Source organism: Bacillus pfraonensis, assembly GCF_050768835.1.
Taxonomy (GTDB): domain Bacteria; phylum Bacillota; class Bacilli; order Bacillales; family Bacillaceae_G; genus Bacillus_A; species Bacillus_A pfraonensis.
The window spans coordinates 1-14783 of sequence record NZ_JAHCDO010000057.1; the positions used below are offsets into that span (position 1 = coordinate 1).

14 protein-coding genes and 4 pseudogenes are annotated in these 14783 nt (G+C 38.1%); 16 read left to right on the top strand and 2 right to left on the bottom strand.

Annotated elements, in window-relative coordinates:
• Nucleotides 1-826 precede the first annotated feature (826 nt).
• Nucleotides 827-1072 carry a hypothetical protein gene (locus KFD70_RS27590; RefSeq protein WP_336454447.1) on the top strand — a complete coding sequence of 82 codons (246 nt, stop codon included), beginning with the start codon at nt 827-829 and terminating at the stop codon, nt 1070-1072.
• Nucleotides 1073-1639: 567 nt separating this feature from the next.
• Here KFD70_RS27590 and KFD70_RS27595 read toward each other — a convergent pair.
• Entirely contained in the window at nt 1640-2092 is a 453-nt protein-coding gene (locus KFD70_RS27595) for a hypothetical protein (protein WP_336454446.1), read from the bottom strand.
• Between the two features lie 833 nt (nt 2093-2925).
• Here KFD70_RS27595 and KFD70_RS27600 point away from each other — a divergent pair.
• The 15 genes and pseudogenes from KFD70_RS27600 to KFD70_RS27670 all read left to right on the top strand — a co-directional run.
• Nucleotides 2926-3059, top strand: a pseudogene (locus tag KFD70_RS27600) (recombinase RecU); the annotation flags it as partial.
• A 251-nt stretch (nt 3060-3310) separates the two neighbouring features.
• Nucleotides 3311-3403 carry a terminase gpP N-terminus-related DNA-binding protein gene (locus tag KFD70_RS27605; protein ID WP_336454445.1) on the top strand — a complete coding sequence of 31 codons (93 nt, stop codon included), beginning with the start codon at nt 3311-3313 and terminating at the stop codon, nt 3401-3403.
• Nucleotides 3404-3816: 413 nt separating this feature from the next.
• Nucleotides 3817-4575, top strand: coding sequence for an alpha/beta fold hydrolase (locus KFD70_RS27610; RefSeq protein WP_336454444.1), 759 nt, complete (start codon nt 3817-3819; stop codon nt 4573-4575).
• Nucleotides 4572-5417, top strand: a pseudogene (locus tag KFD70_RS27615) (DUF2785 domain-containing protein). The gene KFD70_RS27610 and the pseudogene KFD70_RS27615 overlap by 4 nt, the downstream one beginning before the upstream one ends.
• 557 nt (nt 5418-5974) lie before the next feature.
• Nucleotides 5975-6283: a hypothetical protein gene (locus tag KFD70_RS27620; protein WP_336454443.1), complete on the top strand. Its 309-nt coding sequence runs from the start codon at nt 5975-5977 to the stop codon at nt 6281-6283.
• Nucleotides 6270-6410, top strand: coding sequence for a hypothetical protein (locus tag KFD70_RS27625; protein ID WP_336454442.1), 141 nt, complete (start codon nt 6270-6272; stop codon nt 6408-6410). The genes KFD70_RS27620 and KFD70_RS27625 overlap by 14 nt, the downstream gene beginning before the upstream one ends.
• 874 nt (nt 6411-7284) lie before the next feature.
• Complete coding sequence (locus tag KFD70_RS27630; protein WP_336454441.1) at nt 7285-7536, top strand: hypothetical protein; 252 nt, start codon at nt 7285-7287, stop codon at nt 7534-7536.
• 411 nt (nt 7537-7947) lie between these two features.
• A pseudogene (locus KFD70_RS27635) lies at nt 7948-8292 on the top strand (hemolysin); the annotation flags it as partial.
• Nucleotides 8293-8625: 333 nt separating this feature from the next.
• Nucleotides 8626-9030, top strand: a pseudogene (locus KFD70_RS27640) (DinB/UmuC family translesion DNA polymerase); the annotation flags it as partial.
• 708 nt (nt 9031-9738) lie between these two features.
• Nucleotides 9739-10059, top strand: a complete 321-nt coding sequence (locus KFD70_RS27645) for a PadR family transcriptional regulator (protein ID WP_016131412.1) — start codon at nt 9739-9741, stop codon at nt 10057-10059.
• A gap of 71 nt (nt 10060-10130) precedes the next feature.
• Entirely contained in the window at nt 10131-10472 is a 342-nt protein-coding gene (locus KFD70_RS27650; RefSeq protein WP_097835568.1) for a DUF1048 domain-containing protein, read from the top strand.
• 171 nt (nt 10473-10643) lie between these two features.
• Nucleotides 10644-11405 carry an ABC transporter ATP-binding protein gene (locus KFD70_RS27655; RefSeq protein ID WP_336454440.1) on the top strand — a complete coding sequence of 254 codons (762 nt, stop codon included), beginning with the start codon at nt 10644-10646 and terminating at the stop codon, nt 11403-11405.
• Nucleotides 11406-12155 carry an ABC transporter permease gene (locus KFD70_RS27660; RefSeq protein WP_336454439.1) on the top strand — a complete coding sequence of 250 codons (750 nt, stop codon included), beginning with the start codon at nt 11406-11408 and terminating at the stop codon, nt 12153-12155.
• 100 nt (nt 12156-12255) lie between these two features.
• Nucleotides 12256-13497: a cytochrome P450 family protein gene (locus tag KFD70_RS27665; RefSeq protein ID WP_336454438.1), complete on the top strand. Its 1242-nt coding sequence runs from the start codon at nt 12256-12258 to the stop codon at nt 13495-13497.
• 206 nt (nt 13498-13703) lie between these two features.
• Nucleotides 13704-14075 (top strand): hypothetical protein, encoded by a 372-nt coding sequence (locus KFD70_RS27670; protein ID WP_336454437.1) that lies wholly within the window; start codon nt 13704-13706, stop codon nt 14073-14075.
• A 70-nt stretch (nt 14076-14145) separates the two neighbouring features.
• On the opposite strand, the gene KFD70_RS27675 is transcribed toward KFD70_RS27670, so the two are convergent.
• Nucleotides 14146-14783 (bottom strand): IS6 family transposase (locus KFD70_RS27675; protein ID WP_431613513.1); only part of this gene is annotated, 638 nt, incomplete at its 5' end.

Here is a 14783-nt window from a genome sequence, read left to right on the forward strand (position 1 = left end):
TATCGATATAACTCTTCGGCAAATAAAGACAACTCTTGTTTTTGATGCATATTCATAAAAAGCACGTCACCCTTTCTCATTAATATAAGAGAATGGTAACGTGCTTTTAACTTCAAGAATAGTCCAAATCCTTAAGTTGATGGATGTGTGGCGGTATCCCTCTATAATTAAAAAGGACGAATCTTTTACTCTAAAAATATCAATTTATATTTAGGTATATTATGTGGGGCTTTATATGAAAATTGTATTTTACTACGGAGAAAATGTAATTTTACTGTTTTGCCAGTGAGGAATCTATGAAGTATGATGAAGTTATTCATCCAACTGAACAGCCTTCTTTAGTCCCTGCACATTGTGTGGGGATTTTTTCATAAAGAAAAAGCACTTTTAGGTGCTTTTTCTCTGTTTGTTCTCGCGTATTGAGATGACTATTCAAACCTTGTATTAGGGGACATGGTTCAAACAGATATATTACACTTAAAGTTTAACATTGACAGAATATACAGTAAATTGATAATGTTTATGCGGAATATTTCCAAAGTTTAGTATAGATATTTTTCACTATTACTATATTAAAAATGGATAAAGCAATGACCAAATTTAAGTTATAGTAATATTTTTTTATTTTTTGTGTTTTTATAATTACCCATTTTTTATGTGTTGTATAACTCAAATTAAAAGGGTTGATAAAGTTAAGTGTGGCAAGGGATTCGGAGATTGGGGCAGTTACACAAAATATAAGATATGGGTAACTAGAAGTTATAAAACAAGATATGTGTTGTGTATATTAGTTATAACATAATAAGGGGGAAAAGAGGGATGAAAAATGGTATGTGAAGAGTTATTAGGTGAGTTAATCAAATACCAAATACGTCAAAAGGGAAATCCAGATGTATTAAGAGTAAATCCGGATTATTATAGAATGTTACTAGAGCAGTTGGCATATCCTGAATGGCTGATACAAAGGAAGATGAACATGGTGAATCAAACATTACTAGGTATTAATGTAGAAATTACAGGGAAAATAAAAAAATTTGAACTGCAAAAAAATAAAAAGTTGGCAGAGTCGTAACCGCTTTTTGGCAGGAAATGTGCCGTTGTTTTGGATTCAACGTGATATATTTGTATTGTGAGAGTGGCAGAAAACACGGCTCACACCTACGTTTATATAGATCGTTACCAAATGGATGATGGTTGTGAGTTGAATGGATTGCCGGTTCATGTAATTCACAGCGATTTGCGTGACATGCTTTGAAAATGAGAAAGGGATTTCGCTCTTCTTTCAGTCGCTAACATCAAGACACACGGATTAACAGGGAAAGAAATACATTGTTTAGCGATTGAAATAGGCGTGAAAACACCTTAACCAAACGAAGTGAAATATGCGATACACAAACATGATTTGTCTATTAAACGATAAACAATTGAAGAAAATAAACAAACTCCGTAAAGTTTGTAATATGGGACGCTGTATGCGATGAAAGCCGCGCGTACAGTGTTAAGCGGAGGAAGAGATGGAGATAACTTCAAAGTCTTACTTATCGCAACTATAGAATAAGAGAATTATTGGAGGGGTAGAAAAGAGAAATCCCTTGACGGATCTGTCAAAGGATTTCTTGTTTACAGGAGTGTATGACTATCAAGGTGTGGTGAATGTGATAGTACCTGATGAATCAGAGGAATGTATAGAATCCACCTTTTTCACATACAACATATAAGTCCCTACTGGAGCCGGCTTCTTAGTTGTAAAAGTAAATGAACCAGTCCCTGCAAATGTACCAGAAGCGAAGGTAGTTGTATAACCATCTGGTTCCATTTTAAAGAAGGCATACGTTATTCTTTTACCAGAAACGGTTTTTTGATCAACATTAAAAGTGATATGTCCTGCATTATTCACATAGATGTAACCGAATTGTCTAGGATCAGATAAACTTGAGAAACTATAAGAGTATTGTTCTGAGAGTAATGGCGATTGTACTAGTGGTTTAATTTCTAAGGGGTTATGCACTTGTTGAGGTGACGCGGCGTGTGCCATGCCTCCAGGTAATAAAATCCCAGTCACTAATGCTCCAATAGCTAATTTTTTAAACATAAATACATCTCCTATTCTATATTGGTTATCTATCAATTAGGTAATACAACCTAATTGACATACTAAATAATACCAATTAAGAAAAGGAGATAGTGTCATATTTTGTAAGTTAACGAAAAATTTTTAAAAATATGACGAAAATATGAACAAAAATTTCATTTTGTTGAAAAGGGGAATAGATATGGAAGTTACATATACAAAGTGGCATAACAATTGCGATGAATTAACATTAGGTTAAAAATATAAAGCGAGTTTATATAAAAAAGGATGGTTGCTTATGGAAACTGGATATTTGCAACGAGCATTGTATCGTGAAGAATGTTTTACCGTAGTCTCATAAAAGAGCAGCTAGCAAAAGCTAACTGCTCAGCCCTAGGGAAAGGGAGAAAAGACTACCATCTCGGATGAAAATCTAGATGTACGCATAGTATGAGCCAAATTTAAAACTTTATTCGAACAAACAAAAAAAGAAGAGCTAGTTTCCACTAACTGCTCAGCTCCAGGGGATCTCCAAAAGGGGGGCGGAGAAAGAAATTTTAATGAGTTTTGGCTGGTTAGCCTATCTACATTATTGACGGAATATTGAGTTTTATTCAGATGGAAACTTATATTAAGTCATTTAAATTAGGATATTTGCTATCACCCATATCGCCCAGAAAAGAACTAAAGACTCGAGTGAAATCTGTAATATTTTTTTCTCCGGCTTTTGAAGTTCTTTTATTAAATCGAAAGTACAGCTAATTGCCATAAGGGTGAAAAGAATGAGTTGTATCGTGTTTGACATTTTAAATACTCCTAATATTTGAATAACTTTATTATATAAAGATTTACAAATAAGGATGTCTCATCACCAAATGGTAAGAAGTCTATACCAAGAGCAGACCTTGATATTTACGAATACTTGGTAAATCAGACGGAAAGAGCATCAATTGATTATTTACAATACATCGATGAAACTACTCTGTAAAATAAAGAATGATTAATAGTTCTCTTTCCTTACTAAGAGTTAAGAGCTTATATAATGTTACACATTATATAAATATTGGTACATCACTTAATGAAAAGTGGTGTACTTTTTTAATTTTACAGACCTCTGCATGACCCCATTTATAACAACAACACATCCTCATGAAAAGCACATTTACAGCAACAATTACTTTAGTTACAATAAGAATATGTGTTATTTTTTGAATTTTTGTTCTAATTAGAGGTGTTTAGATGAAAGGATATACAGTGAAGGAAATGGCGACCGCTTTAGGGAAACATGAAGAAACAATTAAGCGATGGCTACGCTCTGGCAAATCATTTTGAAATGTTTAAGTAGTAGCCTCCCTACTCCTTATTCAACTAAATGGCAGTATAGTTGAACAAGGAGTATTGATTAACTCTGTCGAATATGTCCTTTAGCATTTCTTCCTGGCCCACAACAAGATTGTAAAAAGATCGCCTAAAAGGGTGCTTAATTAAACAAGACCATCATTTCGATGGTTTATTTTTATGTACAGAACATCAAGTAGATTTCGGCGATTCAGTGTGAAATGTTTAAAACGACAAAAAACTTGGAAGTAAGCAAATTATCAATTGGTATTCTACAGATTTTTTTTGGAGTGGTTTCAGCTGAAGTTACAAAATAAAAAATGGGAAAGTTCGCAAAAAATATAATAATCAAATTATTATGGGGATATTGATAGTGTGAAGCTTATAATTGAACTGGGTGATTAAAAATGACTATACAAAATGAAAAGATAATTGATATCTGTGATAACCGCAGACTATTAAATAAATATTCACGTAACAGTATTCCAAGCGTAATCTTCATAGCAGGGTTAGGCGATAGCTATGAGACATGGAAAAAAGTCCAAGACCGAATATCGCAAAAAACATCAACCTTTTCCTATAACAGGTCGGGTATTGGCAGGAGTCAAGTCGCATCCGTCCCGACGACTTGCTATGATCTAGTCGAGGAGCTCAACGAATTGTTGCTAGCGCTTGAAGTGGAGAAGCCCTATATATTGGTGGGGCATTCTTTTGGTGGTTTGGTCGCTAGATTATATGCCAGCCTTTATCCACTGAACATCTGCGGTATGGTTTTGGTTGACGCTGCACCGGAATATAAAGAACTTGCCTATGAAAAGGTTCTACCCGAAAATCTGCTTGCAAGAAATAGGGAATATTACGAGAATCCTATGTTGAATAGTGAGAAGATTGATAAAATTCAAAGTTATAAGCAAATCGTTGATCATTCAAAGCAAAGTAACCTCCCTCTTGCAATTATTCCAAGAGGTTTACCTGACAATGTTGAAGAGGGATGGCCATCTCAAGAAATATTGGAAATTGAGCAAAGACTCCAAGCAGAATTCCAATGGCTATCAACGTCAAGCAAGTACCGGATTGCTAGTCGAAGTGGACATTATATTCATCATGATGAGCCAGAAGTTGTTATAGAGGAGATTATGTTAATGTTGAAGGAGATGGGGAAATGAGCGATACAAGGACTAAATTGATACTAGATTTGCAAAGAATTGAGAAGGATGAGTATCAGTTACGCGAAGGTGAGCAGCATCAAGATTTCTTACCTTTGTTACTTCAATATATTGGCGATCCTTAGCCAGAATTACGGGATAACCTGATTTATTCGATGTTTTATATGTGGATTAAGGAAGAGAATAGATTCAGTGAAGAGGAGTTACGAAGCCTCTTAACTGTTCTGACTGATGAGAACCATTTGTTCTATAGTATTGGTAGCGAGGATGATCAGTCAGTTTTTACAAGGACGTTCTCTGCCTTACCTATCGCTTTGATTGTGCAACGCCACAGACAGAATCCATTTTTTAATCAAGCGGAAATTGAGCAATTAATGCATGCGATGCTCCGTTATTATAAAGAGGAGAAGGATCTGCGAGGTTACCTTTCAGTAGGAGGCTGGGCTCACAGCGCGCCTCATGGTGCGGATGTTTTTGTCGAGCTGGTGCAGTGCGAGGAGAGCAGCGTCGCAATGCTGCGTGAGGTTCTTGTCGCTATTTCTGGCATGCTTCATAATGGTAGACACATTTTTAGCGATGAGGATGATGAGCGGTTGGTAAACATCGTGGATACGATGATTGACAAAGAGTTACTTCCACATCAAGAAATCGCTGATTGGATTAGCAGCTTAGCGCAATGCTGCAATTTGCCGAGAAGTCGCAGTCAGGTGATTGCTTGCGTGAACAGCAAGAATTTTTTACGCAGTCTCTATTTCAGAAGGGGACAAGATAGCCGAGGGAATGAGCTTAACACGGTCATACTTGGTACTGAGGCAATATTGAACAGGTTTTCTTTCAGTTAAAGGGTTAGAGGGGCCGTCCCAAAAGCCATGGAAAATTGGCTGAGGGATTTTGCCCCTTTTTATGTCAAGAAAAACAAAAAGAAACCATCCATTGGTAAAATGGAAGTGCCACCCACCACGCACAAAAGGAGAGGCAAGGGCTGCAATTAAGGCAGTTTTTTCTCATTGAACTAAAGGGCAGCATTTCTGTAAAGATTGTGAAAAAATGCTTATTGAACTAACGCATGCGTTAGTTCAATAAGGTCTAAAAATGTTGTTGTAGTAAATGAGGTCATATGTAGTACAAAAAAGGATAGATAAGGCATATACTTTCTGCTTTATCTATCCTCTTCTTTTTCGTCTATACAATGTGTAACATTATATAACTATTATTGATATACATATGCTAAATACCTATTTCTTGGTTCTAAATAAAAAGGATTAATTCCAGTGATGTTAAGTCGGATGATTCAAAAAGACCAGGACCACAAGAGGGTTTCAGAAAACATAAAATCAGCAGCAGAAAAGATGAAGAACAAGAAACATAAAATCTTAAAGGCTTAATGGATAACGGAACGATGGCGAGTAGATGGTGGGGGCTACTTACTAACCGTCGTTCCCTTATTCAGGAGATAGGTATTAAAATTTCACATACCTTATATGAATTAAAAATAACAAAATTCAAAATAGAGGGATTTACCATGACAGGTATTTACCAAAACTTAGGAGAAGGAATCGAAATGATGAAGATTCAATTGAAAGATTTGGAGAATAAACATAAATATTTGATGAAGAACATGGAAATGAATGCTCCTAAATTCAATGGGGTGACAGAGTATAGCGCAGAGCGTGTTACTGGTGGACAAGTATCCATTGACATTAGATGAGATTGCAGGTCGTCATGATCGGATTATGGAGAAGTCACAGTACTTGCAGCAGCGTATTGCGGATAAACAGTTAGTAATGGGAGAATTACGATTTGTTATGAGTAAGAAGAAAGGGTTAGAGCAATAAATTGTATATATGGGTGAAGTATTAGGGATGACATTAAAAGAGATTGTTAGTGAAGTAGGATACAGCTATGACCATATCTGAAGAGTAAGCAGTCGAATGAAAAGAAGCCACAATCATGCCGTATCTGTGACACACTGCTCTTGATTTAAAGGTGGTACACTATTATTAGTGAGAGGTAGCAGAAACTACTTATCACGTTCCAGAAACTCTAGTGTTATCTGCGAAATACCATTAGATGTTTCATGATTTTATATTTTTAGTTATTACTCACAACAATAACTAATGTAACGTAATAAGTCGGGTTCTTCTTTAAACAATCAAACGAGCAGAGAGCTTCCGCTCTTTGTTTAAGCCGATACAAACGGTCTTCCCCTCCGTTCCCAGTGTGTCGGTTCACGCAAGAAGCGGAAACTTCTTTTACAAATTTATATTTTGTATTCGTTCCGCGCTTGGAAATGATTACTATCTACTATAGGAGAGTTCTTATAGCTCTTTTTGAGCATATAGTACGCTGTATGTTGAAAGAGGATTGAGATACCTCGAAGGCTGTAATAAGCGCGACATATATTTTGGGACTTGCTCCCCGGATGACTGAGTCCAAACTCCATGGAGGATAAACGAGAAGACTTTTGCTCTTCTCCCAGTCACTATACACATATAAGTAATATAACTTTCATATGGTGTCGATGGTGATTTGGAGAAGCTCGAGAGTACCAGAGGGCTTGAATTCATCTCACATGTACCCCTTTTGTGAATGTGAATTTCTCCCATCTCTTTATAGAGCTGTCACTTCGGTGGCGGATTTTGTTTTATTCTAATAAAAGGATATTTATGGATTTTGTAGAATAAATAGGTTGGGAGAGGTGGAGAGACTATGATATATGTAGAAACGCTGGAAGAATTAGCGGTAGGAGGAGTATATACCGAGAGACAAATTTCCAGTTTGTTGCACAATAATAGAACAAAATTAATGATTTTATGCGATGATGTATCAAAATTTGGTGAATCTGAGACTGAGAGGTTTCAAGTAATAGGTAAATACGAAACATACAGTCATAAAAACGAAGATTATTCTTATCATATACCATCAAGAAAGACGATGGTATACGTTATAGAAAAGATTTAATAGCATCCAAAACGGGTGCTTTTTTCTTTGTTACATAGAAATTACTTAATAACAGGGAATTCAGACGAACATCTAGACATATATTTGTATAGAAAGGCTTTTCTAACATGTTACCCTATTTTTGGGAGGGCGCTTACTAGGGCGGCGCTCTCTTTCACATATTAAAATGGACAAGCATATATTGGAGTATGTGGTAGCGCCACTTTATATATCAGAGCACCTAATAATTGTGGGTGCTCTTTTATTTTGAACAAAATGGAAATTTGAATAGATGATCTCCTCTTTTTTTAAATAACCTTAAATATATTTGGATTTAAGAATACGAAAAAATATAGATGGTATAATTTTCTAAAAAAGACTAAATAAAGTTGATTTAGAAAAGGGGTAGAGGAAAATGTTTCAGAAATTCAAATTTTATTAGCACAATTACGCTAGACTGTAGATTATAAAATAACATTAAATCGTGTAGTTGGGATTGCATTTAATAATATTGATCAGATGCATAATGTGATTGATAATGCTATTAAGAATCTTACTTATATGTCTGATCAATGGCATGACTTAGACTCTCAATATGCGGGAGTACTGGGACATATTGATAATGCATCTCAAAAAGCTGATCAAAATAGATTTAAATTCTTAAAACCTAACTTAGATGCAGCTAAAGACAGCTGGAAAACATTAAGAACAGATGCACTTACATTAAGTGAAGGGATAAAAGAATTAAAAGTGGGACCCGTTTCTTCACAAAAATAGGGAAGTATCGGTACTTTTTTTAAGTTTTTGAACAAACATGGCAAACCTAAGTTAGACGTTAAAGTTCAATATTTCCCCTAAGTAATCGTTGACTTCTTTTTTGCTTATTTTCCAAGTATCTTTTGGATTAATTGGTTCTACATATTCTTTAAAAAGGTTCTTATATTCAGGTCTTTGTGGCATTTTATATAAGGTTTTTTCTGTCCTTGAGCAAAGAGGTGCGATACCTTTTAAAGTATAATGGTTATGCACAATAGAAGGGGCATGTGGATTTGGAGAGTACGACTCTTCTATACTTTCTAAGTCATATCTTTCTAAAAATTTTAAGGCTTCTGCTATCCATTACGGATACAAAAGAAACTTGCTAGAACAATCCATCTTTCGATTGGGAGTAGTAAGGGTTACGATGGAGGCTTTCGAAAGACACATACGTTTAGCCGAACGACCAATTTAACGATGGAGATCTATCACGTTTGTACATATTATTTACACACGCTATACACAGGTGATCCCATTCGAACAGTTAGTATTTCATTAACGAATTTAGTGACAGAAGGAGAAGAGCAAATTTCGTTGTTCGATAATGTAATACAACGAGAAAAGGAAATGAGATTAACTCGGGTTATGGATGAAATTAGAACACGATTTGGTAAAAATAGCATATTATGGGGCGTTTCCTATACGAAAATTGCAACCGTAAGATATAGAAACACATTATTAGGGGGACATAAGTCATGAATAACGCAAAAAATGCAAATATGCCGAAGGGAAGAGGGATGGTAAAATAGCAATCATTTTCCAGTATGCCGGAACAATTTGTTGGTATCTATGATTTGAACCATAAGTTTGCCAGAATGGCAAGCTTATGGTTCTTTTTGTTTGTAGCAAAGTTATAGTTCTAAATTTGAACAATTTTTTTCTTATTAAATGTCTCAATTGGGGATCGAATTATACTCATTGAAACAGAAGACGGCTTTTTACTTAAAAAAGTTAATAAGCAAGTAGTGAATAAGATAATCGGAAAATAATGGAGGAATAGAATTGCTATATTCACATGTACAGCTGCTGGATGGGAATAATCCACGGTGTAATCATTGTGAGAAGCATAGGAGAAAGTAAAAGCTCCATAAAGAAAATCGGTTGTATCCAATGGGGATAGCTGTGTTTTTAAAAAAATCGGAAAATTAAATTGACAGTTCATCTACTGTGTGTTACGATATACCTGTAATATGTTACACTGGATACCGGTACCACTGAATAATGAGGTTGTAAAAATATTTTTAAGAAAAATATTTGACACCTTCTACTCGGTGTTATAATATACATGTAATAAGTAATACTGAATAGTGTAATTTCCTAAAGGCTATTCAGTAAAAATTTGCCTCAGTACTCTGTTATACTGAATATAAGTCAGACAAAATAGAGGAGGTAGAGGAGGCTCTGAACATGGAAAACTTAACTGAAATGCTGAAAGGTTCGCTGGAGGGATGCGTGCTTGAAATCATCAGCCGCCATGAAACCTATGGCTATGAGATTACCCGCCGCCTGAACGAGCTTGGGTTTACCGAAGTCGTGGAAGGGACGGTATATACCATCCTCGTGCGATTAGAAAAGAAAAAACTTGTGAACATAGAAAAGAAACCGTCAGATATGGGGCCGCCCCGCAAGTTTTATTCACTTAATGAGGCTGGCCGCCAAGAACTTGAATTGTTTTGGAAAAAATGGGATTTTGTATCATCAAAAATCAACGTCTTGAAGTCAATCTAACTTCATAAGATATTCCGTCCGGTATTTTTGGAGTGTCTTGTTCAGTTTTATAAAAAAGGAGGAAAAATAACATGTTGGAAATGTTCAAAAAAATGATTGGTGATAAAAAAGAGTATAAGATGATGATGGCACGGGTTGAAGCCCTGCCAGAGGACTACCAGTTTGTATTTAAGAAAATTCAAAACTACATGTGGAATTTCTCAGCGGGCAACGGGATGGATATGCTGCACATACAGTATGAATTAATCGAGTTGTTCGAAGCCGGTGCGGCGGAAGGTAGACAAGTGCTGGAAATCACTGGGGACGACGTGGCGTCCTTTGCTGACGAACTAGTGGCAAACGCTAAAACCTATGTCGCCAAGTATCGTGAAGACTTGAATCAGAGTATCATGAAGCGATTGAGAAAAAAATAAATTCAATAGATAATACCGACTGATTAGCTGGTTACAAATATGAATTTCCGCCTTCGCTATTCAGTTATATTTTTAACCCAGTAATAAGTAATACAGATTATCAGTAAGACTAAATAGAAGAGTATAGGCAATCTAGCTCCGCAAAGCGCTTTTTATAAGGAGGAAAAAAGTATGAGCAATGCAGCGATTTCTGTAAAAGGGTTAAAAAAATCCTTTAAAGACAAGGAAGTCTTAAAGGGGGTGGATTTTGAGGTGCAGCGTGGCGAAATTTTCGCACTGCTGGGCTCAAATGGAGCGGGCAAGACGACAACGGTCAACATCCTCTCGACGCTGATGAAGCCTGATGGCGGCGAAGTAGGTATTTGCGGCTTTGACGTCCAGCGTCAACCGGATCATGTTCGTCAGAGCATCAGCCTAACAGGGCAGTTCGCAGCTTTAGATGGCATTCTCACTGGGCGGGAAAACCTGATGATGATCGCCAAGTTGCGGGGAGTTTCCAATCCTGCTCAAGTCACCGACAATCTGCTTGCAAGGTTCAGTCTGACCGATGCGGCCAACCGCCGAGCAGACCAGTATTCCGGCGGGATGAAGCGCCGGCTTGATATCGCCATGAGCCTGATCGGGACGCCAGCAGTCATTTTTCTCGACGAACCGACGACAGGGCTTGACCCCGAAGCGCGGATTGAAGTCTGGGATACCGTAAAGGAGCTTGCCGGCGGCGGCACGACCATCTTGCTGACGACCCAGTACCTGGAGGAAGCCGAACAACTGGCGGACCGTATCGCCATCCTGCATGGCGGAAAAATCATCACGACCGGTACCCTTATCGAACTCAAAGAGATGTTCCCGCCAGCGAAAGTCGAGTACATCGAGAAGCAGCCGACATTGGAGGAAATTTTCCTCGCGATTATTGGCAAAAAGGAGGAGATGTAAATGAAAAGTAAAACAGGGGTATTACTAGGACGTTTAATGCGTAACATCATGCGCAGCCCGGATACAATTAGCACGGTGGCGATTACGCCGATTATGATGATGCTGCTGTTTGTCTACGTATTTGGCGGTGCCATAAAGACAGGAACGGACAACTACGTCAATTATTTATTGCCGGGAATCTTGCTGATAACTATCGCATCCGGCGTCGCTTACACTTCACTGCGGCTGTTTACGGATGTAAAGAGCGGGCTGATGGCGCGTTTCATTACCATGCCCATCAAGCGCTCGTCGGTATTGTGGGCTCACGTGTTGACCTCGCTTGTTTCCAATGCGCTGACTGTCGTGGTGGTTATCCTCATCGCCCTTTTGATGAGCTTCCGTTCCAGCGCTGATATCCTAGATTGGCTCGCGGTAGCTGGGATACTCGGGCTGTTTACGCTGGCGCTGACATGGCTGGCGGTCATTCCCGGATTGACAGCGAAATCTATGGAAGGGGCGACAGCCTACTCATACCCGCTGATTTTCCTGCCGTTTATCAGTTCGGCCTTTGTCCCAACTGAAACCATGCCTACAATTGTCCGTGCGTTCGCTGAGAACCAGCCCGTGACTTCAATCGTGAATGCGATTCGTGCCCTATTGTATGAAGGGGCTGTTGGCAACGATATCTGGATCGCGCTTGCCTGGTGCTTCGGCATCATGGTCATCGCTTACTTCTTCGCCATTAAAAAATTTAAACGCCAGTTAGGATAAGTAAGCCATTATGGGATTAGCCGTATCAATAGGTGGTAATGACGGATTGGACGGTAACAATAGCGTTTGTATAAATAATCACGAAAAGGGAGTGAATCAAATGAATAAGATTACAGTTGATGATTTTAGCTCACCAGAAAGTATGCGCGATGTCATCGGGTTTTATAAGAAACTCACTGAAAATCAAGAACCTCTTATCCGTTTAGATGATTATTATGGGAGGGGACCAGCATGGGTCGCAGTGAGCCATGAAGACACAGTTGCAATCCTGAAAGATCCTCGTTTTATCAAAGACATGCGGAAACTTATGCCGTCACAGGATCAACAAGAAAGCTCGCAAGATCCATCCACTGAGGATTCCATGAAAGAACAGTTTGAATGGATCATGAATATGCCTAATATGTTGGAAGTCGATCCTCCAGATCATACCCGTTTACGTAGGTTAACCTCCAAAGCCTTCACGCCAAGAATGATCGAAAATCTGGCGCCCCGCATTCAGCAGATTACAGATGAGTTATTGGATGCAGTGGAAGAAAAAGGGGAAATAGATTTAATCACAGATTTTGCTTTTCCACTTCCGTTTAGGGTCATTTCTGAGATGCTAGGAATACCTATTTCCGATCAAGACAAAATTCGCGACTGGACACATAAAATCATGAGTGGTAATGCAGATCCTAGTCAGAGCGCGACAGTTATGAAGGCGCTCAACGAATATATTCACTATATCCGAACATTGCTAGAGGAAAAACGCAAACATCCAAGTGAAGATGTGATAAGTGCCCTTGTACACTCACATGATCAAGGAGATAAATTAAGTGAAAACGAGCTTCTTTCCACGATCGCACTACTCATTATCGCTGGGCACGAGACGACAACCAATCTGATCGGCAATGGTATGGTAGCTCTTCAACAACATCCTGAACAGTTGGTTTTGCTACGGGAAAATCCTTCTTTGCTTCCCTCTGCTATCGAAGAACTATTACGTTTTTCAGGACCCATTATGCACAGTTATCGTTTTGCAGGTGAAGATATGACCATGCACGGCAAAACAATTCGCAAAGGAGAATTGATGTTGTTTTCTCTTGGTACAGCTAATTTTGATCCACAAAAATTCTCTCGTCCAGAAGTATTGGATATTACACGCCAAGAGAATGAACATCTAGCTTTTGGTAAGGGCATCCATCATTGTTTGGGAGCTCCCCTGGCACGCTTGGAAGCACAAATCGCCTTTGGTACATTGCTTGAACGATTGCCTAATCTACGCTTGGCTGTTAAGCCAGAGCAATTGGTTTATAATAAGAACGCAATACGTTCGATTGCAAGTATTCCAATGTTTTTCTAATCTACTTTATCCATCATTTTTAGTAAGATGTTGCTGCTCACTTTCCTTATCGGGAAACGAGCGGCTTTTTGGGATAGTAAATCGTAATGTTTCATAATACGTAATACCTTTTTATTGATATCTTCACACGCCCTTTACACTACGTTAATACCTAACTGTTAAAATTTCACACGAGGTAACAAACTAACGTAAAAAGGGTCTTGCTAATGGGACAGGTACAGTCGAACTTATACGAAATATCAATGTCAGGTGGCCAGGAGTTAATGTGGTATAACGTAGAAGTGAAACGAGGGAAGTATGTATACGAATTTGAAATCTACAGGGCAAGCGACACCATTTCGGTGTTTTATGTAGATCAATTCGGCAGACAACAGATGATAGCTAGTACCGAAGAGATGATGGCGATGCTGCTTTATGAGGAAGATAAGAAACGTTATAGAAATATCGTAGGGGATGCGGAGTGGGTGTTGTTGGACGGGTTACAATCGCAAAGAGGAATGACGAGGGAAGAGGAGTTCGCATTTTTGTATCTGAAGGAAAACGTATTGGATGAGATGGTTGCGGAGTTAGAGGAGTAGTAGAAGTGTAATAGGTTCTGTTGCAAAGTTTCCGAAGACATAAAGAGATGGAGAATATTGTGGACCAGTTTTATGAAACTATTAATAATTCATGTAATGCGTTATACGTCGAAAAAACGAAGTTTGGTTGAAGACTTCGTTTTTGTTTGTATATGGCATGAACAGTTTCTATACCTTTAATAGTACGTGAGGCATGGCGAAGACTTTGAAACCCTAAAGAACGGGAGAATCGACGTTTCACATGTCGATGATCTTGCTCAATGATATTATTGAGGTGCTTGATTGTACGATGAAAGGTATTTTTGTAAAGACCTATCTCCTTTAATTTTTTGAATGCGGAAGCTAAAGAAGGGGCCTTATCTGTCGTCAGAATCGTTGGTTCTCCAAAAGTTCGAACAAGTCTTTTCATAAAAGCATATGCTGCTTGTGTGTCCCGTTTTTGACGAAGTTGAATATCAAGTGTTTGTCCCTCTTTATCAATTGCTCGATATAAATAACACCATTGCCCTTTCACCTTGATATAGGTTTCATCCAAACGCCAAGATAACAATGTGTTTTTGTTTTTCTTCTTCCAAATCTGATAAATGAGATTTCCATATTCATGAACCCATCGCATGATGGTTGTGGGATGGACCGATACACCACGTTCTTTCAAAATTTCAGATATATCTCGATAACTTAAAGAAAAACGACAGTAGTAGCCGACGG